The sequence below is a fragment of the Sphingobium sp. RSMS genome (assembly GCF_005406185.4).
Classification (GTDB): domain Bacteria; phylum Pseudomonadota; class Alphaproteobacteria; order Sphingomonadales; family Sphingomonadaceae; genus Sphingobium; species Sphingobium fuliginis.
The window spans coordinates 3,182,625-3,200,505 of sequence record NZ_CM191257.1 but is presented as its reverse complement, the minus strand read 5'-3'; the positions used below and the strand labels follow the sequence as shown (position 1 = coordinate 3,200,505).

The following is a 17,881-nucleotide window of genomic DNA, read 5'->3' as shown; positions in this document are numbered from 1 at the left end:
CCCTTCAGGGGAGAGGTTGGGGGTGGGGGCGCGCCTCCACCGTCAGCGCTTGGGGAGATCCCCCACCCCAACCCCTCCCCTGAAGGGGAGGGGCTTATTGTGAGGTGAAGGCTTCCCCATTACATAACCCCCATGCCGCCATCCACGCCCGACAATAGCCCCCTTCCGCCCGTCTGGGCGACGATGCGGCGCTTCTTTCCCTATCTCTGGCCCGCCGACGCTCCGGCCCTGCGGCGGCGCGTCGCCATCGCCATGGCGCTGGTGCTGGTGGCGAAGGTCGTCAGCCTTGCCATGCCCTTCGCCTATAAGGGCGCGATCGACCGCATGGCGCCGGGCATGGAATCCGGCGCGGGCCTCGCCATCGCCTTGGTCTTCGCCTATGCGGGCGCGCGCTTCGGCAGCGTGCTGTTCGACAATCTGCGCAACGCCATTTTCGAGCGGGTCGGGCAGGAAGCCGGACGGCGGCTGGCCGACGATGTGTTCGTCCACCTGCACCGGCTGTCGCTGCGCTTCCATCTCGACCGGCGTACCGGGGCCGTCACCAAGATCGTCGAGCGCGGCACCAAGAGCATCGATACGATGCTCTATTTCCTCCTCTTCAACATCGCGCCGACGGTCCTGGAACTGGCGGCGGTGTGCGTGATCTTCTTCGTGAAGTTCGGAGCCGGGCTGGTCGCGGCGACGCTGGTCATGGTGGCGCTCTATATCTGGTTCACCCGGACCATCACCGAATGGCGCAACCAGCTTCGCCGCGACATGGTGGACATGGACACCAATGCGGTCGCCCATGCCGTCGATAGCCTGCTGAATTTCGAGACGGTCAAATATTTCGGCGCGGAGGAGCGCGAAGCCACCCGTTACGGCAAGGCGATGCGGCGGTACGCCGACGCGGCGGTGAAGTCGGAAAACAGCCTTGCCTGGCTGAACATCGGCCAGTCGCTGATCACCAACCTGATGATGGCGGGGGCGATGGGCTATACCGTCTGGGGGTGGAGCCGGGGTCAGTTCTCGACCGGCGACGTGGTGCTGGTGAACACGCTGCTGAGCCAGCTTTTCCGGCCGCTCGACCTGTTGGGCATGGTGTATCGCACCATCCGCCAGGGGCTGATCGACATGGAGGCGATGTACAGGCTGATCGACACGCAGGCGGAGATCAGCGACGCGCCGGACGCGCCGATGCTGCATGTGGAGGCGGGCGAGGTGCGCTTCGACCATGTGCATTTCGGCTATGATCCGGAGCGGGAGATATTGCACGGGGTGAGCTTCACCGTGCCCGCCGGCAGGACATTGGCGATTGTGGGGCCTTCGGGCGCGGGCAAGTCGACCATCGCGCGGCTGCTGTTCCGTTTCTACGACATACAGGGCGGGCGGATCAGCATCGACGGGCAGGACATATCGGCGGTGACGCAGCAATCCTTGCGGGCGTCGATCGGCATCGTGCCACAGGACATGGTGCTGTTCAACGATACGGTCGGCTATAATATCGGCTATGGGCGCGAGGGCGCGACGCAGGAAGAGATCGAGGCGGCGGCAAAGGCTGCGTCGATCCATGATTTCATCATGGGCCTGCCGCAGGGCTATGAGACGCGGGTGGGCGAGCGGGGATTGAAGCTGTCCGGCGGCGAAAAGCAGCGGGTGGCGATTGCGCGGACGCTGCTGAAGGACCCGCCGGTGCTGGTGCTGGACGAGGCGACCAGCGCGCTCGACAGCCGGACCGAGACGGAGATTCAGGACGTGCTGCGCAGCATTGCGCGCAAGCGCACGACGCTGATCGTGGCGCACCGGCTTTCCACCGTGGTCGATGCCGATGAGATCATCGTCATGGAGAAGGGCCGCGTGGTCGAGCGCGGGCGGCATGGCGATCTGGTGCGGGCGGACGGGCTTTATGCGGCGATGTGGGCGCGGCAGGCGACCGAGCGGGACGATATGCCGGTCGAGCCGGGGATCGAGCCGAAGATCGAGGATGTGTTCGAGGTGGTGGAAGGGCCTGGCGGGAGAGGGTGACGGCTGAGTTGGGGGGTAATCAGGACATTCCCCGGGACTGTCAGGAATTTCGTGTGTGGCGAGGCATAATGGGTAACAAGGAGACCCAATATGTCACGACGCAAAGAACCCTCGATACCGAACGACATTCTCGATCAGCTGCTTGCCGGCACTGACGCGGCGGCAGCGCTCAGCCAGGGCGGCCTGCTTGATTCCCTGAAGAAGGCTTTTGCCGAACGTGCGCTCAATGCGGAGATGGATCACCATCTTGGCCAGGAGGAGCAAGGGAACAACAGCCGGAACGGCTATGGCCGCAAGACAGTGACGACCGACGGAGGACGGATCGAGATCGAGGTGCCACGCGATCGGGCTGGCAGCTTCGATCCGCAGTTGATTGCCAAATACCAGCGACGCTTCCCCGGCTTCGACGACAAAATCATTTCGATGTACGCGCGCGGCATGAGCACCCGGGAGATCACCGGGCATCTGCGCGAACTGTATGGCATCGAGGCCTCGCCCGACCTGATCAGCACGATCACGGACGCGGTGTTGGAGGAGGTCACAGCCTGGCAGCAACGCCCGCTGGACCCAGCCTATCCGCTGGTTTTCTTCGATGCGATCCGGGTCAAGATCCGCGACGAAGGCATGGTCCGCAACAAGGCGATCCATATTGCCCTGGGCGTCATGGCCGACGGCACCAAGGTGGTCCTGGGGTTATGGCTGGAGCAGAATGAAGGCGCCAAGTTCTGGCTGCGCGTCATGAACGAACTGCGCAACCGCGGTGTCGAGGATATCATGCTGGCCGTCGTCGATGGCCTGAAGGGTTTTCCCGACGCCATCACCGCCGTCTTCCCCGAAGCGATGGTTCAAACATGCATCGTCCATCTGCTGCGGAACTCGATGGATTTCGTGGCATGGAAAGACCGTAAGGCGCTTGGGGCAGCTCTGAAGGCCATCTACCGCGCCGTCGATGCCGTAGCCGCCGAGGAAGCGCTGACGGCCTTCGAAGCGGGCTTCTGGGGGCAACGCTATCCGGCTATCGGCCAGAGCTGGCGCAGGGCGTGGCCCGAAGTCATCCCATTTTTCGCGTTTCCTGAAGAAGTCAGGCGGATCGTCTACACGACAAACTCGATAGAGGCCCTCAATTCAAAGCTCCGCCGCGCCGTTCGTGCGCGAGGTCATTTCCCCAACGATGAGGCCGCCACCAAGCTGCTCTATCTGATCTTGAACCGATCGGAAAAAGAGTGGAAAATGCCGCCGCGCGAGTGGAACATGGCGAAGGCTCAATTTGCCGTTCTCTTCGGCGAACGCTTCATCAGGGCCATGACGGCCTGATGGTCAACCGCCTCGCCGCACACGAAATTCCTGACAGTCCCCATTCCCCCTCCCGCAGGCGGGAGGGGGCTAGGGGGTGGGCTGGCGCGACATCAGCGTGAATTTTCAACGGCTAAGCTGGAAGCTCGCTGCGCTCGCACCCACCCCTAACCCCTCCCGCCTGCGGGAGGGGAATGTCCTGGATTGGCCAAAACCCGCCGGAACACCTCAGCCCGGTTGATTTTCACCGCCTCACCCTTTATCCTCCCCCCTCGCGGACCGGGCCCCTCTGGCGCGCTTTTCCCAGCGCGTGATGTCGGACCGCATCGGACTATCCGATGCGCATGGCGGTCTGGCTCACCCCATCCCCCATTCATGGCAGCGGATTCTCCGATCGACCTTTGCCGTTGAACGAGAGGAGCATATCCCATGGAATTTCTCGTCACGGACTGGCTGGGGACGCCCGCCTGGTTCTGGCTCGCCTTTTTCGCCATCGTCGTGGCGCTGACCGCCTTCGACCTTGGTTTCCTGCACAAGGAGAACAAGGAAATCGGCATCAGGGAGAGCCTGAAGCTTTCCGTCTTCTACATCAGCATCGCCTGCGCATTCGGCCTCTGGGTCTGGTTCGTCCGCGGGCCGGAGCCGGGCATGCAATATTTTACCGGCTTCTTCATCGAGAAGGCGCTGTCCATCGACAATGTCTTCGTCATCAGCCTGATCTTCTCCTATTTCGCCATTCCGGCGAAATATCAGTATCGCGCGCTGCTTTGGGGCATTATCGGCGTGATCGTGCTGCGCGGCCTGATGATCGCGGGCGGGGCGATGCTGCTGCATCAGGCCTATTGGGTGCTGTACCTGTTCGCCGCCTTCCTGATCTTCACCGGCATCAGGATGATGTTCACCGGGGACAAGCCGATGGACGTCGGCAACAATCCGGCGATCCGCTTCATTTCCCGCCATATGCGGGTGACGCCGGAGCTGCATGGCGAGCATTTCCTGGCGCGCATGACCGATCCGAAGACCGGCCGAGCGGTGACGGCGGCGACGCCCCTGCTGCTGGCGCTGGTGGTGATCAATTTCGCGGACCTGGTGTTCGCGGTGGACAGCGTGCCCGCGATCTTCGCGATCACGACGGACACCTTCATCGTCTACACGTCGAACGTGATGGCGATATTGGGCCTGCGGGCGCTGTATTTCGCGCTGGCGGCGATGGTGCACCGCTTCCACTATCTGAAATATGCGCTGGCCGCGATCCTGGTGTTCATCGGAGCGAAGATCTTCGTGGCGGACTTCCTGCTAGGCGGCGACAAGTTTCCGCCGGTCCTCAGCCTGGGCGTCACCTTCGCGTTGATCGGCGCGGGGGTGGGCTGGTCGCTGTGGAAGACGCGGGAAGAGGGAAAGCGGGTGGCGTAAGCGACACCTCGGCCTTGCGTCCAGACTTTATGCCAGGAGATGGATCCCCGCCTGCGCGGGGATGACGGACATTGGTTAGGGGCGGTCAGGAGGTGAGGAAGCGGGCCGCGACTTCGGTGGGAACCCGGAGGATGCGGCCCGTTTCCCGGTCGATGATCGCCCAGGTGGACTTGGCCGCGACCTTCACCTTGCCGTCCGGGCCGGTGAATTCCATGTGCCGGTCGAAACGGGCGCCGCGCGGGCCTTCGGGAATCCAGGTGCGGGCGGTGACGGTTTCGCCTTCCCGGACATTGCCGCGATAGTCGATCTCATGCCGGGTCACGACCCAGACATAGGCGTCCAGATGCTCCGGCGCGGCGTCGCGGGTCCAATGCTCGGTGGCGACCTGCTCCATCCACTGCACCCAGACAGCGTTGTTCACATGGCCCAGAATGTCGATATGCCCGGGACCGGCGGTGAATTGGGTGGTGTAGGTGGAGGGCATTATCCTCTCCCTCCGTTCGGGCTGAGCCTGCCGAAGCCCCTTCCTTCTTCGAGAAAAGAGAGCCCCTTCGACAAGCTCAAAGCGAACGGAGGAGAGGCGGGCGCCTTCATGCTTCTTCGATACCCAGTTGCCAGAGGATGAAGGCGAATTCCTCCGCCGTTTCGTGGAGGCTTTCGAAGCGGCCCGACTTGCCGCCATGGCCCGCGCCCATATTGGTTTTCAGGAGCAGGATGTTGCCGTCCGTCTTGGTGGCGCGCAGCTTCGCCACCCATTTGGCCGGTTCCCAATAGGTGACGCGGGGATCGTTGAGGCCCGCCGTCACCATCAGCGGCGGATAGGCCTGGGCGCTGACATTGCTGTAGGGATCATAGGACAGGATCGTCTCGAACGCCGCCTTGTCCTCGATCGGATTGCCCCATTCGGGCCATTCGCCCGGCGTCAGTGGCAGCGTTTCGTCCAGCATGGTGTTGAGCACGTCGACGAAGGGCACATGCGCCACCACCGCGCCCCACAGGTCGGGGTCCGAATTGATGACTGCCCCCATCAGTTCGCCGCCCGCCGATCCGCCGGAAATGCTGATCCGCCCCTTCGAGGTGTAGCCACGCTCAATCAGCCCCTTGGCCACGTCCACGAAATCGGTGAAGGTGTTGGTGCGCTTGTCGAGCTTGCCGTCCAGATACCATTGCTGGCCGAGGTCGTCGCCGCCCCGGATATGGGCCAGCGCGAAGGCGAAGCCCCGGTCCAGCAGCGACAGGCGGCTGGTGGAAAAGCCCGGCTCCATCGCAATGCCATAGGCGCCATAGCCATAGAGGTGCAGCGGCGCGCTGCCGTCGCGGGGCAGATCCCTGGGATAGACGATCGACACCGGGATCGGCGTGCCGTCGCGGGCCGGGATCATGAGACGCTCGGTCGCGTAGCGGGTCGCATCATAGCCGGAGGGAATCTCCTGCACCTTCAGCACTTCCAGCTCACCGGTGGCGAGGTGATAGTCGTAGATGGTGTCGGGCGTAACCATCGATTCATAGCCGATGCGCAGCTTCGTCACGTCATATTCGGGATTATCGTCCAGCGACGCCGAATAGCTCGCCTCCGGGAAGGGAATGCGCCTGGCGCTGTGGGTCGCATAGTCGCGCAGTTCGATCTGGTCGAGGCCGTCCTGCCGCCCCTCCGTGACGTAGAAGCCCTTGAACAGCGTGAAGTCGGTCAGATAGAAATGCGCGTCCGGGGCGATCACTTCGGCCCAGTCGCCGGGATTTTCCAGCGACGCCTTCACCAACCGGAAATTGGGATGCGTGTCGTTGGTGCGGATGTAGAGCGTGCCCTCATGCTCATCCACCTCATATTCGCGGCCCGGCTTGCGCGGGGCGACGAGCAGCGGCGCTGCGGCGGGATTGTCGGCGGGGAGCAGCCAGACCTCGCTGGTCACATGGTCGCCGGTCGCGATCACGATCCATTTTTCGGATGAGGTGAGGCCGACCGAGACGCGGAAGCCCTCATCATCCTCATGGAAGAGTTCGACGTCGCTTTCCACCGGCTGGCCCAGCCAGTGGAGGCGGGCATTGTCGGTGCGCCATTGTTCATTGGCGATGCCGTAGAGCAGGCCCCTGCTGTCGCTCGTCCAGACCAGCGAGGATAGGGTATCGGGGATCACCTCCGGCAGGATTTCGCCGGTGAAGAGGTCCTTGATCCGCGCCTCGAACCGTTCGGAGCCATTATTGTCGATGGCATAGGCGAGGTAGCGGCCGTCCGGGCTGACCGACAGGGCGCCGAGGCGGAAATAGTCATGCCCCTCCGCCAGCGCGGGTTCGTCCAGGATGAGCTGATCCTCGGCGCCGTCGTCCCGGGCGGCCACGGGTCTGCGATACCATTTGCAAAATTGGGCGCCGACCTCGAACGCGCGCCAGTAGATATAGTCGCCGTCCTTCTGCGGGACCGAGCTGTCATCTTCCTTGATGCGGCCCTTCATCTCCTCGAACAGGCGGTCGGTCAGCGCCTTGTGCGGCTGCATCGCGGCCTCGAAGAAGCCATTCTCCTCCTCCAGATAGGAGAGCACGTCCCTGTCCTTCACCTCCGGATAGCCGGGATCGCGCAGCCAGGCATAGGGGTCCTGCACGGTGATGCCGTGACGGGTGAAGCTGTACGGGCGGCGGGCGGCGGCAGGGACTTGGGCGGGAACGGTCATTCAATGTCCTGATCTGGCGAAACTGTGCTGGTCTGCTTATGTTGGCGGCCATAGGCCCTGCGCAAGAGGGCCGGCAAGTCCAAGGGAAATTTGATGTCTAGCTATGAAGACCGGCTGAAAGCCCTGCGCGCCCAACTGGTGCGCGATGAATTGCATGGCTTTGTCGTGCCGCTGACCGATGAGCATATGAGCGAATATGTCGGCGCCTATGCGCAGCGGCTGGCCTGGCTGACCGGTTTCCAGGGGTCTGCGGGCAGCGCGGTGGTGCTGCCGGAGGAGGCCGCGATCTTCGTGGACGGCCGCTATACCTTGCAGGTGCGCGAGCAGGTGGATGGCGCGCACTGGCAATATGAGAGCGTGCCGCAGACCTCCGTCGCGGCGTGGCTGGGCGAGCATGCGCCGGTCGGCGGACGGATCGGCTATGATCCCTGGCTGCATACGCGCGCCTGGGTGAAGGCCGCGAGCGAGGCTTTGGCCGAACGCGGCGCGGAACTGGTGGCGGTGGACACCAATCCGGTCGACACCATATGGCCCGACCGCCCCGCGCCCAGCGACGCCAAGCTGGTAGTGCATGAGGACCGCTATGCCGGGCAGTCGGCGGCGGAGAAGCGGCAGGCCATGGCCGACTGGCTGGTGGCGAAGCATGCCGATGCGGCGGTGCTGTCCGCACTCGATTCGCTGGCCTGGACCTTCAACATCCGGGGCAAGGATGTGGAGCGGACGCCGGTCGCGCTCGCCTATGCCATCGTCCATGCCGATGCGACCGCGGACCTCTATGTCGCGCCGGAGAAGATCGACGAAGCGGTGGTGAAGCATCTGGGCAATGCGGTGCGGGTGCATGACCGCGAGGCGTTCGCGGATGCGCTGGCGGGCTTTGCGGGCAAGACGGTCGCCGCCGATCCCGAACGGGCGGTGGCGGCGATCTTCACGGGCCTGGAGGCCGGCGGCGCGCATGTGCTGGCGTTGCGCGATCCGGCGGTGCTGCCCAAGGCGGTGAAGAACCCGGTCGAGATCGCCGGGCACAAGGCGGCGCAGGCGCGGGACGGCGCGGCGCTCAGCCGTTTCCTGCACTGGATCGCGACCGAGGCGCCCAAGGGCGGCGTCGACGAACTGGGCGCGGCGGCGAAGCTGGAGACGTTCCGCAAGGAGACCGGGCTGCTGGAGGACCTGTCCTTCGACACCATTTCCGGAGCGGGCCCCAATGGCGCGGTGGTGCATTACAGGGTGGAGGAGAAGACGAACCGGCCCATCGAGACGGGCAGCTTCTATCTGGTCGATTCGGGCGGGCAATATCGCGACGGCACGACCGACGTGACCCGCACCGTCGCCATCGGCACGCCGACGCAGGAGATGAAGCGCCGCTTCACGCTGGTGCTGAAGGGGCATGTCGCCCTTGCCCGCGCGCAGTTTCCCAAGGGGACGCGGGGCGGGCAGCTCGACGTGCTGGCGCGTCAGTTCCTTTGGGCGGAAGGGCTGGATTATGCCCATGGCACCGGGCATGGCGTCGGCAGCTTCCTGTCGGTGCACGAAGGGCCGCAGCGGATCGCGACCTTCGGCGGCGGGGACGAAGCGCTTCAGGCGGGGATGATCCTTTCCAACGAGCCGGGCTATTACAAGACCGGCGAATATGGCATCCGCATCGAGAATCTGGTGCTGGTCGAACCCCGCGACGTGCCGGGAGCGGAGCGGGAGATGCTGGGCTTCGAAACGCTGACCTACGCGCCCATCGACCGGAATGCGATCGCGACGGAGTTGCTGACGGACGAGGAGCGCGCGTGGCTGGATGCCTATCACGCCCGGGTGCTGGAGATCGTCGGCCCGCAACTGGAGGGCGGCGCGCTCGACTGGCTGAAGGCGGCCTGCGCCCCGCTGTAACGGATCGGAATTACCCCTTGGCGCCGTCGGGGCGCCGGGGGGTTTCCGCGTCGCGCGATTCGCGGGACTGTGCCTTGCGGCGACGCAGATTGTCCCGCAACGCCTGCGCCAAGCGCTCTTTCCGTTCGTCCTGACCGTTTGTCATGGCCCGCCCATAATCAAATTGCATCTTCTGCCGCAAGCCGCCTTGACATGGCGCGAGGAGGCAGCCATAGGCCCGGCTCCGCCGGCGCGATAAGCCGGATGGAACTGAAAATAGTGCTGCCGTAGCTCAGTGGTAGAGCGCATCCTTGGTAAGGCTGAGGTCGCGAGTTCAATCCTCGCCGGCAGCACCATTTTTCCTGATCTGTCTGTGATGCAGATTTTCCCAAAGCCGAAATAAGCGCGTGGCTTGAACGGGTGCGCCAGTATCGTCGCGGAGCTATCACCCGGATGGCAGTGGACGATATACCGCCAGCCAGCCAAATATATACCGTCATTCCCGACGGTCATAGGCCTATGGAATATAGGGGAAATGGTGCCCGGGGACGGAGTCGAACCGCCGACACTGCGATTTTCAGTCGCATGCTCTACCAACTGAGCTACCCGGGCACGGGCGACGGTGAGGACCACCTGTCGTTTGGTGAGGCGTGCCTATAGGCATCAGGTCGGGGTGCTGTCTACCCCATCTTCGTCACTTTTTTTCATCTCGTCCGAAGCGGGTGCGCCGGGGACGCGGTAGCCCTCGCCCAGCCATTGCAGAAGGTCGCGATCGCGGCAGGCCTTTCCGCAGAAAGGGCGGGTTTCGGGGTGCGAGGGCTGGCCGCAGATCGGGCAGGAGGAGGCTTTAGGAGACATGGCCGGCCGATATGGTCAGTGCCGCGTCCGCCTTCAAGCCGATCACGCCGCCGCGCCGTTTGGCGAGCTGTTCGATCCAGTCGGTCGCCTTGTGCAGGCGGTCGATGATCGCAGGCGCTGCCGTGATCGTCGCCGGGCCGCCATTGCCGTGGCGCTCGGCGCGGCGCAGCAGCGCCAGGGCCGCCGTCTCGACCGGGTCGGCGCGGAGCAGTTCCATGAGGTTCATGCGTTCCCGGCGGCGGATGATCTGGACGAAGCCGAAGCCGTTGACCGCCGTGCGCTCAAAGGGGAGCGGCAGATATTTGTCGATCTGGGCGGAGGCGACGGCGCGCTCGTCCTTGTTGTTCATCGTCGGCAGGTCGATGCCGATCGAGCCGGTCAGGCCCATGCGACGGATCGCCTGCGCCGCCAGCTTCGCGCCCTTGGGGCCGAGCTTGGCCGGGGGCAGGGAGCCGTCGACGTCGATCAGGATCATCGCGGGCGTGGGGAAGATGCGCAGCGCCGCTTCCTCCGTGCCGATCTCGCCGGAGATCGCCTCTTCCATCAGTTCGCTCCAGCCATGGGCTTCGAAGCGGTCTTCCTCATGCGCGGGGCAAGGGACGATGGGCAGCCCGGTGGCGCGCAGGCGCTGGAGCAGGCTTGGGGCAGGATGCGCCTTGGAGCCGGGCTGGGCGATGCGCGCCTTGGCGAGCTTGGCGCGCCCTTCCTCCGGGATGGCTTCGCGCAGGATTTCGAGGAGGATTGTCGCGCCCTCCGCGATCTTCGGCGGGATGGGTTCGACCAGAACCTCTTCGCCGGAGATCAGGCGGGCGATGCCGCGCTTCTTCGGGATGACGGTGCGGATCAGCTTGCCCTGCATCACCGCACCGGCACGGGCGGCGTCGCTTTCCCGTTCGATCTGCGCTTCGACCAGCCGGCCCTTTTCGATCAGCGCGGCGCGGGCCTCGCCAATGCCTTCTTCGTAGAGCCATTCGGCCATGTGCGGTTAGTCCAGTGGATAGCCCGCTGCCTTGAGCAGCGCGCGGGTTTCGTAGAGGGGCAGACCCATGATCGCGCTGTGGCTGCCCTGGATGGCGCGGATGAGTCCGGCGGCGCGGCCCTGTATCGCATAGCCGCCCGCCTTGCCGCGCCATTCTTCAGAAGCGATATAGGCTTCGATTTCGGGGCGATCGAGCCGTTTGAACGTGACGATATTGGTCGAGAGGCGGTGGCGGGCCTTGCCCTCCGCGTCGATCAGGGTGATTGCGCTGAAGACGCGATGGCGGCGGCCGGCCAGGAGTCGGAGGCACTCGCGCGCTTCGGCTTCCGTTTCCGTCTTGGGCAGGATGCGGCGACCGGCGGCGACCACCGTGTCGCCAGACAGGACCAAGGCGCCGGGGTGACGCCCTGCCACCAGCGCGCCCTTTTCGGCGGCGACGCGGGCAGCGTAGGCGGCGGGAAGTTCGCCCTTCCGGGGTGTTTCGTCGAGATCGGCCGGGTCCACCGCGTCCGGAGACGCGCCGATCTGACCCAGAAGTTCACACCGTCTGGGAGAAGCCGAAGCAAGGATGAGCCGCATGCGTGAGGCGGCTTATTTGAAGCGGTAGGTGATCCGACCCTTGGTCAGGTCGTAGGGGGTCAGTTCGACCAGCACTTCGTCGCCCACCAGCACGCGGATGCGATTCTTGCGCATCTTGCCGGCAGTGTGGCCGAGGATCTCGTGATCATTTTCAAGCCGCACGCGGAACATGGCGTTGGGGAGAAGCTCCACAACCTGTCCGCGCATTTCAAGCAGTTCTTCTTTTGCCATAATATCCTGGAAAGCCGAAAAATCGCGCCGCCATAGCGCCAAAATGCGGAAAAAGAAAGTCAGGCGGGACGTCCGAACTTTTCACCGGCTTTTTGAAGCACCGCGAAGACGTGATCGAGCTGATCTGCGTCAAGGCAATAGGGCGGCATCAGATAGATGGTGTTTCCCAGCGGCCGCAGCAAGAGGCCGTTTTCATGGGCAAAGGCGCGCAGGCGCGGCGCGACGTCGGACAGATAGCCGGCGTCCGGCGTGATCAGGTCGATGGCGGCGATGGCGCCCAGCCGGCGAGCCTTGGCAAAGGCGGGATGCGCGTCGAGTTCTTCGAGTCGATCAGCCATGGCCTGGCCTAGAGTCGCGATGCGGCCAAGCACATCCTCCTCCCGCCAGATGGCGAGATTGGCGGCGGCGGCGGCGCAGGCGATGGCGTTGGCCGTGTAGCTGCTGGAATGGTAGAAAAGGCGGGCGCGATCGGTGGACCTGTGCGCGTCGAAGATGCGCGGCGTGGCGAGCGTCGCGGCGAGCGGGATCGCGCCGCCGGTGATGCCCTTCGCCACGGCCATGATGTCCGGCACCACGCCGGCCTGATCGCAGGCGAAAAGGGTGCCGGTGCGGCCCCAGCCGGTCATTACCTCGTCCGCGATGAAAAGGACGTCGTGGCGCGCGCAGATCGCCGCCATGTCCCGCAGGACGGAAGGCGGGTAGATCAGCATCCCCCCTGCCCCCAGGATCAGCGGTTCGACGATGAAGGCGGCCGGCCTTTGCGCGCAGGCGGCCTCCAGCGCGTCGAGCGTCGCCTGTTCCTTGCCCTCATGGGGAAAGGGGATCGTGTCCACATCGAACAGCAGCGGCGACCAGGCGGCGTTATAGACCCCGCGTTCCCCCACCGACATGGCGCCGATGGTGTCGCCATGATAGCTGTGCTGGAGGACGAGGATGCGGTGGCGCGGGTCGGAAAGGCCGTCCAGCGCCCGGTTGTGCCAGTAGCCAAGCGCCATTTTCAGCGCCACTTCGACCGCCGTGGAGCCGCTGTCCGAGAAGAAGACATGAGCGAGGGGGTCGCGATCCGCGGCCCTGGGGGCCAGTTCGATCAGCCCGCGCGCCACCTCCTCCGCTGGTTCATGGGTGTAGCCGGCGAAGATCAGCTGGTCGAGCCGCCCGGCCTGCCCGGCGATCGCCGCGGCGATCCGGGGATGGCAATGGCCGTGGGTCGTGACCCACCAGCTTGAAATGCAGTCGATCAGCGTGCCGCCGTCGGCCAGATGCAGCAAAGCCCCCTTGGCCCGGCGGACGAGGGGGATCGGCTCGTTCAAGCCATGCTGGAAAAAAGGGTGCCAGACGGGAGAGGTCATGGCCGCTGCTTAGGCCGATGACCTCCCCCAATGCAATGATGCTTCCAACGCCGCGCTTACTGGGCGGGCGGCGTGGCCGGCGAAGCCGGAGCCGCACCGGCCGCAGGCGCCGCCGGAGCGGCGGGCGCGGACGGAGCCGCCGCCTGGATCTTCTGCTGGAGCGCGGGGTCAGCCGCAGCCGCCTGGCCGATCTGGTTGAACTTTTCCGGCGGGATGCCGGACGCCTGAAGCGCGGCCAGCATCTTGGGCTGCTTGTCGGCTTCCGCGATGGACGTATCCTGCTGGATCTTCGTCACCTCGACCGCAGCGGCGGCGAACTGCTTGATCTCCGCATCGCTGAATGTGCTCGCGCCCGCCGCCGCTGGAGCAGCCGGGGCGGCGGGAGCGGCAGCGCCCTGCGCCAGCGCCGGGCCTGCAACCGCCAGCGCGATCGAGGCCATGCCGCTTTTCAGAATGATTGATTTCAGACCCGTCAAAATGCTTCTCCTCAAACTTGCACAGACTTTGAACGCCAAGCTGAGGAAGAGGTTGAACCGATTAAAGGGCGATCCGACAAAATGTTGCATTTAAGAGACGGTCAACAAAGAAAATGCGGTTAATCGCCCGTAACTCACGATTCATCGTCCGAGGAAATCATTACGTAATAAGAACGAAAATGGGGCCGGAATCACTTCCGGCCCCCGCTCCATATCCTTACCAGATCTTCACGCGATCTTGCGGCGCAAGATAGATCTTGCCGCCCGCATCAGGCTTGAAAGCCGCATACCACTGATCGAAGTTGCGTACCGTGTCGGTACGATATTGCGACGGCGAATGCGGATCGGTGACGAGCCGCTGGCGCAGATTGGGTTCGCGATAATTGCGCCGCCACACCTGCGCCCAGCCCAGGAAGAAGCGCTCGTCGCCGGTGGTGCCGTCGATGACCGGCGCGGGCTTGCCGCCCAACGATGCATGATAGGCGTCGAGCGCCACCGCGACTCCGGCCAGGTCCCCGATATTCTCGCCCAGCGTGAAGGCGCCCTTCACATGCGCGCCCGGGAAGGGTTCATAGGCGTCATATTGCTTGACCAGCCTGTCGGTCAGCGCCTTGAAATTGGCGACGTCCTGATCGCTCCACCATTGGTTGAGCTTGCCGGTCTCATCATATTTCGCGCCCTGATCGTCGAAATGATGGCTGAGCTCATGGCCGATCACCGCGCCGATGCCGCCATAATTGACCGCCGGATCGGCATGGGGATCGAAGAAGGGCGGCTGCAGAATGGCGGCAGGGAAGACGATCTCCACCATGCCGAAATTGGCGTAGGCGTTGATCTCCATCGGGGTCATGCCCCATTCCCAGCGATAGATGGGCTTGCCGAGCTTGCCCATCTGATAGTCGAACTCATACTGGTTCGACCGCAGCGCATTGCCGAACAGGTCGCCGCGCTGCATCTTCAGGCCGCTATAGTCGCGCCATTTGTCCGGATAGCCGATCTTGGGCGTGAAGGCCGCCAGCTTCTTGTGGGCGCGGGCCTTGGCGGCGTCGCTCATCCAGGTGAGACCGTCGATGCGGCGGCCCATGGCGGCGATCACATTCCTGACGAGCTGGTCCATCGCCGCCTTGGTTTCGGGCGGAAAATATTTGGCGACATAGACCTTGCCCACTTCCTCTCCCATGGAGGATTTGAGGAAGTCCACCGCCCGCTTCCAGCGCGCCTCGCGCTCCGGCGTGCCTGAGAGGGTGGTGCCGTAGAAGGCGAAATTCTCATTGGCGACCGCGTCCGGCAACTGGTCGGCAAAGCCGTGCAGCGTGCGCAGCAGCAGCGCGTCCTTGAGCACGCCGACCGGGGTCTTGGCGATCAGCGCGGCTTCCCCGGCCACGGCGCTGGGCTGCGACACCAGCAGATCCTTGGGCGCGAGCCTGTTGGCGGCGAAAAAGGCGGCGAAGTCGAAGCCCGGCGCGGCCTTTTGCAGATCGGCCAGCGTCATCTTGTTATAGGTCTTGTCGGCGTCGCGGCTGTCGACCTGGGTCCAGTGGACCTTGGCCACGTCCGTTTCGAACGCCATCAGCGCGGCGGCGCGGGCCTTGGCATCACTTTCTCCCGCTAGGGTCAGCATCTTTTCCAGATGCGCGACATAGGCGGTGCGGATCGCCGCCATCTTGGCGTCGGGTTCCAGGTAGAAGTCGCGGTCGGGCAGGCCCAGGCCCGACTGGTGCAGGACGAGGATGTAGGTTTCCGGGTCCTTGTCGTCCTGATTGACGTAGAAGCCGAAGGGGCCGTCGATGCCGGCGCGGGCGGCTTCGGCGGCGAGCCGGGCATAGGACGCCTTGTCCTTCACCGCCCCGATCTTCGCGAGCCACGGCTTGACGGGGGTCAGGCCCTTCTTCTCCACCGTCGCGGCGTCGAGATAGCTGGCATAGGCATTGCCGATCTTGCTGTTCGGATCGCTCTGCGCGGCGTCGAGAATGGCCTTGGTCCGTTCGCGGGACAGGTCGTCCAGCGTGTTGAAAGCGCCGTAATTGGACTTGTCGGCGGGGATGGGCGTGTTCTTCGCCCAGCTACCGTTGGCGTAGTCGTAGAAATCGTCGCCGGGCTTCACCGACCTATCCATGCCGGCGCTGTCGAAGCCGTAGCTGCCATAGGTGGGCTTTGCGGCCGGATCGGTCGTCTGACCGGTCTGGGCCACGGACGCGCCTGCGGCCAGCGCAACTGCCGCCGCGCCGAGGAGGAGATATTTCATCAAAGCTTTCCCTTGCTTTATGCGATGCAGGGAATTGAGCGCTTCGAAGCGAGGATGTCCATGTCGTTTGTCGAAAAACTTGGGCGCTTTCCGCTTTGCCTCACCGGTCTTTAGCCGGGCAGACGGATCGATGCTGCGAAAGCCGTCCGCAACTGCCCCGCATCCAGCGGATCGAGATAGGGCAGGCGGCCAAGGCTGGGCACCTGGCCCAGCAGCGGAATGATCCGTTCATTTTCCTCATGCGGTTCGCCGATGAAGACGATGCCGGCGATGGGGATGGCCCGCGCGCGCAGGGCCTCCAGACTGAGCAGGCTGTGGTTGATGGTGCCAAGCCCCGTCCGCGCGCAAAGGATCGCGGGCAGGCCCCAATGCGCGAACAGGTCGATCATCAGCATCCTGTCGCTGACCGGCACCATCAGGCCGCCGGCGCCCTCGACCACCAGCGGGCCGTCCACCTTCGGCAGGACAAGCCGGTCAAGCGCGATCTCCACCCCGTCGATCCGCGCCGCCAGATGGGGCGAAGCGGGCGTGGTGAGGCGATAGGCTTCGGGCAGGATATGCGCCGGAGGCAGGCCCGACAGCGCGGCGACCCGCTCCCTGTCGCCCTCCGGATCGACGCCCGCCTGCACCGGCTTCCAATAATGGGCGCCAAGGGCACCCGCCAGGCCGGCGGCAAAGACCGTCTTGCCGATGTCCGTATCGGTGCCCGTGACGATGAAGCCGCTCACGCCGCCACCCGCCGCAAAATGTCCCCCAGGGCGGCGATGTCGGCGCGCCCCACGTTCAGCGTCAGCGAGATGCGCAGCCGGCTGGTGCCCGGCGGCACCGTCGGCGGACGGATGCCGCGCACGTCGAAGCCGGCCTCCTGCAAGGCAGCGGCGGTGGCCATGGCGCGACGGTCCTCGCCCAATATCACCGGCACGATCTGGCTGCGCGGGCTTGGCAGGCCGAGCGGCGCGCAGATATTCTCGCCCGCATCGACCATCAGCGTCTTCAGCCGCTCGCGCAGGTCGCCCGCCTGCTCGATCCGGTCCAGCGCGGCGGAGACCGCCACCGCCATCAGCGGCGACGGCGCGGTCGAGAAGATGAAGGCGCGCGCCCGGTTGATGAGGTAATCGATCAGAATGCGCGGCCCGCAGATCAGCGCGCCCTCCACGCCCATCGCCTTGCCGCAGGTGTGCAGCGTCACGACATTGTGCAGCCCGTCCAGCCCTGCCGACAGGCCCCGTCCGGAAGGGCCGAAGACGCCGGTGCCATGGGCCTCGTCCAGGATCAGCATGGCGTCATGCCTGGCCGCCAGCGTCGCGAGGTCGCCGAGCGGCGCCATGTCGCCGTCCATCGAATAGAGCGTTTCGACCGCGATCCACACCCGCCCCTTGCCGCCCTCCTGCCGCCAGGCGGCGATCAGGTCGGCAAAGCTTTGCACATCATTGTGGCGGGCGAAGACGGCCGCGGCCTTCGACATGCGGATGCCGTCATGGACGCTGGCGTGGATCAGCTCGTCCGCGACGATCAGGTCGCCGCGCTGCGGCAGGGTGGAGAACAGCGCCAGATTGGCGGCAAAGCCGTTGGCCATGAACAGCGCCGCCTGGGTGCGGAAGAAAGCGGCGGCCTTCGCCTCCAGCCCTTCATGTTCGGGCGCGTTGCCGCGCAGCAGGCGCGATCCGCCGGACCCCACCGGCACCCCGCGCGCCACGGCATCGGCCACGGCCTGACCGATGATCGGATCGCCCGCCAGGCCAAGATAGTCGTTGGAAGCGAAGTCGCGCCCGGCGCGGGGCGTCAGGCTGCGCAGGCGGCCGCGCTTTTCCAGCGCGGCGAGCTGCGAACGGAAGGGTTCGCTGGTCATGGCGCGGCCTATAGGCCCGCGGAGCGGGAGCGGGCAAGCCCGACCGCCGATCCGCCGTCCGGCTTTGGCACGGTAGGGCGGATAG

At 64.9% G+C, this 17,881-nt stretch carries 16 protein-coding genes and 2 tRNA genes; 5 read left to right on the top strand and 13 right to left on the bottom strand.

Annotated features, from left to right (window positions below; genetic code table 11):
* The first annotated feature begins 132 nt into the window (after positions 1-132).
* From EGM87_RS15585 to EGM87_RS15575, 3 genes are all read left to right on the top strand, one after another.
* On the top strand, positions 133-2,004 hold the full coding sequence (locus EGM87_RS15585) for an ABCB family ABC transporter ATP-binding protein/permease (protein WP_137709625.1): 1,872 nt from the start codon (positions 133-135) through the stop codon (positions 2,002-2,004).
* 90 nt (positions 2,005-2,094) lie between these two features.
* On the top strand, positions 2,095-3,318 hold the full coding sequence (locus EGM87_RS15580; protein ID WP_044660505.1) for an IS256 family transposase: 1,224 nt from the start codon (positions 2,095-2,097) through the stop codon (positions 3,316-3,318).
* 408 nt (positions 3,319-3,726) lie between these two features.
* Positions 3,727-4,710, top strand: coding sequence for a TerC family protein (locus EGM87_RS15575; protein ID WP_137709626.1), 984 nt, complete (start codon positions 3,727-3,729; stop codon positions 4,708-4,710).
* A gap of 85 nt (positions 4,711-4,795) precedes the next feature.
* On the opposite strand, the gene EGM87_RS15570 is transcribed toward EGM87_RS15575, so the two are convergent.
* Positions 4,796-5,194, bottom strand: coding sequence for an acyl-CoA thioesterase (locus EGM87_RS15570; protein ID WP_137709627.1), 399 nt, complete (start codon positions 5,192-5,194; stop codon positions 4,796-4,798).
* A 106-nt stretch (positions 5,195-5,300) separates the two neighbouring features.
* Complete coding sequence (locus tag EGM87_RS15565) at positions 5,301-7,376, bottom strand: S9 family peptidase (protein ID WP_137709628.1); 2,076 nt, start codon at positions 7,374-7,376, stop codon at positions 5,301-5,303.
* 93 nt (positions 7,377-7,469) lie between these two features.
* Here EGM87_RS15565 and EGM87_RS15560 point away from each other — a divergent pair, with 93 nt between their 5' ends.
* Entirely contained in the window at positions 7,470-9,251 is a 1,782-nt protein-coding gene (locus EGM87_RS15560) for an aminopeptidase P family protein (RefSeq protein WP_137709629.1), read from the top strand.
* A 10-nt stretch (positions 9,252-9,261) separates the two neighbouring features.
* Here the strand turns inward: EGM87_RS15560 and EGM87_RS15555 are convergent, their stop codons facing one another.
* On the bottom strand, positions 9,262-9,396 hold the full coding sequence (locus EGM87_RS15555) for a hypothetical protein (protein ID WP_255309048.1): 135 nt from the start codon (positions 9,394-9,396) through the stop codon (positions 9,262-9,264).
* A 115-nt stretch (positions 9,397-9,511) separates the two neighbouring features.
* On the opposite strand from EGM87_RS15555, the gene EGM87_RS15550 reads away from it, so the two are divergent.
* Positions 9,512-9,586, top strand: a tRNA-Thr gene (locus EGM87_RS15550).
* Between the two features lie 180 nt (positions 9,587-9,766).
* Here EGM87_RS15550 and EGM87_RS15545 read toward each other — a convergent pair.
* From EGM87_RS15545 to EGM87_RS15500, 10 genes are all read right to left on the bottom strand, one after another.
* Positions 9,767-9,842, bottom strand: a tRNA-Phe gene (locus tag EGM87_RS15545).
* A 51-nt stretch (positions 9,843-9,893) separates the two neighbouring features.
* Positions 9,894-10,088: a DNA gyrase inhibitor YacG gene (locus EGM87_RS15540; protein WP_137709630.1), complete on the bottom strand. Its 195-nt coding sequence runs from the start codon at positions 10,086-10,088 to the stop codon at positions 9,894-9,896.
* Positions 10,078-11,067 carry a hypothetical protein gene (locus EGM87_RS15535; protein ID WP_061938618.1) on the bottom strand — a complete coding sequence of 330 codons (990 nt, stop codon included), beginning with the start codon at positions 11,065-11,067 and terminating at the stop codon, positions 10,078-10,080. The genes EGM87_RS15540 and EGM87_RS15535 overlap by 11 nt, the downstream gene beginning before the upstream one ends.
* A 6-nt stretch (positions 11,068-11,073) precedes the next feature.
* Positions 11,074-11,646, bottom strand: a complete 573-nt coding sequence (locus EGM87_RS15530; protein ID WP_137709631.1) for a Maf family protein — start codon at positions 11,644-11,646, stop codon at positions 11,074-11,076.
* 12 nt (positions 11,647-11,658) lie between these two features.
* Complete coding sequence (gene infA, locus EGM87_RS15525) at positions 11,659-11,877, bottom strand: translation initiation factor IF-1 (protein WP_003049127.1); 219 nt, start codon at positions 11,875-11,877, stop codon at positions 11,659-11,661.
* Positions 11,878-11,936: 59 nt separating this feature from the next.
* Positions 11,937-13,226, bottom strand: a complete 1,290-nt coding sequence (locus tag EGM87_RS15520; protein WP_137709632.1) for an adenosylmethionine--8-amino-7-oxononanoate transaminase — start codon at positions 13,224-13,226, stop codon at positions 11,937-11,939.
* Positions 13,227-13,282: 56 nt separating this feature from the next.
* The gene (locus EGM87_RS15515; protein ID WP_410483099.1) at positions 13,283-13,666 is read right to left on the bottom strand and encodes a hypothetical protein; all 384 of its coding nucleotides are present in this window, start codon (positions 13,664-13,666) and stop codon (positions 13,283-13,285) included.
* Positions 13,667-13,919: 253 nt separating this feature from the next.
* Complete coding sequence (locus tag EGM87_RS15510; RefSeq protein ID WP_137709633.1) at positions 13,920-15,947, bottom strand: M13 family metallopeptidase; 2,028 nt, start codon at positions 15,945-15,947, stop codon at positions 13,920-13,922.
* 110 nt (positions 15,948-16,057) lie between these two features.
* Positions 16,058-16,675 carry a dethiobiotin synthase gene (gene bioD, locus EGM87_RS15505; protein WP_137709634.1) on the bottom strand — a complete coding sequence of 206 codons (618 nt, stop codon included), beginning with the start codon at positions 16,673-16,675 and terminating at the stop codon, positions 16,058-16,060.
* The gene (locus EGM87_RS15500) at positions 16,672-17,796 is read right to left on the bottom strand and encodes an 8-amino-7-oxononanoate synthase (protein ID WP_061938638.1); all 1,125 of its coding nucleotides are present in this window, start codon (positions 17,794-17,796) and stop codon (positions 16,672-16,674) included. Before EGM87_RS15500 ends, bioD begins: the two co-directional genes overlap by 4 nt.
* Positions 17,797-17,881 lie beyond the last annotated feature (85 nt).

Excerpts from the sequence above, each read along its gene's own strand:
- EGM87_RS15560 (WP_137709629.1), top strand. The coding sequence starts at position 7,470 with ATGTCTAGCTATGAAGACCGGCTGAAAGCCCTGCGCGCCCAACTGGTG.
- EGM87_RS15530 (WP_137709631.1), bottom strand. The coding sequence starts at position 11,646 with ATGCGGCTCATCCTTGCTTCGGCTTCTCCCAGACGGTGTGAACTTCTG.
- EGM87_RS15540 (WP_137709630.1), bottom strand. The coding sequence starts at position 10,088 with ATGTCTCCTAAAGCCTCCTCCTGCCCGATCTGCGGCCAGCCCTCGCAC.
- EGM87_RS15570 (WP_137709627.1), bottom strand. The coding sequence starts at position 5,194 with ATGCCCTCCACCTACACCACCCAATTCACCGCCGGTCCCGGGCATATC.
- infA (WP_003049127.1), bottom strand. The coding sequence starts at position 11,877 with ATGGCAAAAGAAGAACTGCTTGAAATGCGCGGACAGGTTGTGGAGCTT.
- EGM87_RS15565 (WP_137709628.1), bottom strand. The coding sequence starts at position 7,376 with ATGACCGTTCCCGCCCAAGTCCCTGCCGCCGCCCGCCGCCCGTACAGC.
- EGM87_RS15500 (WP_061938638.1), bottom strand. The coding sequence starts at position 17,796 with ATGACCAGCGAACCCTTCCGTTCGCAGCTCGCCGCGCTGGAAAAGCGC.
- EGM87_RS15515 (WP_410483099.1), bottom strand. The coding sequence starts at position 13,666 with ATGGCCTCGATCGCGCTGGCGGTTGCAGGCCCGGCGCTGGCGCAGGGC.
- EGM87_RS15585 (WP_137709625.1), top strand. The coding sequence starts at position 133 with ATGCCGCCATCCACGCCCGACAATAGCCCCCTTCCGCCCGTCTGGGCG.
- EGM87_RS15555 (WP_255309048.1), bottom strand. The coding sequence starts at position 9,396 with ATGACAAACGGTCAGGACGAACGGAAAGAGCGCTTGGCGCAGGCGTTG.
- EGM87_RS15575 (WP_137709626.1), top strand. The coding sequence starts at position 3,727 with ATGGAATTTCTCGTCACGGACTGGCTGGGGACGCCCGCCTGGTTCTGG.
- EGM87_RS15520 (WP_137709632.1), bottom strand. The coding sequence starts at position 13,226 with ATGACCTCTCCCGTCTGGCACCCTTTTTTCCAGCATGGCTTGAACGAG.
- EGM87_RS15580 (WP_044660505.1), top strand. The coding sequence starts at position 2,095 with ATGTCACGACGCAAAGAACCCTCGATACCGAACGACATTCTCGATCAG.
- EGM87_RS15510 (WP_137709633.1), bottom strand. The coding sequence starts at position 15,947 with ATGAAATATCTCCTCCTCGGCGCGGCGGCAGTTGCGCTGGCCGCAGGC.
- EGM87_RS15535 (WP_061938618.1), bottom strand. The coding sequence starts at position 11,067 with ATGGCCGAATGGCTCTACGAAGAAGGCATTGGCGAGGCCCGCGCCGCG.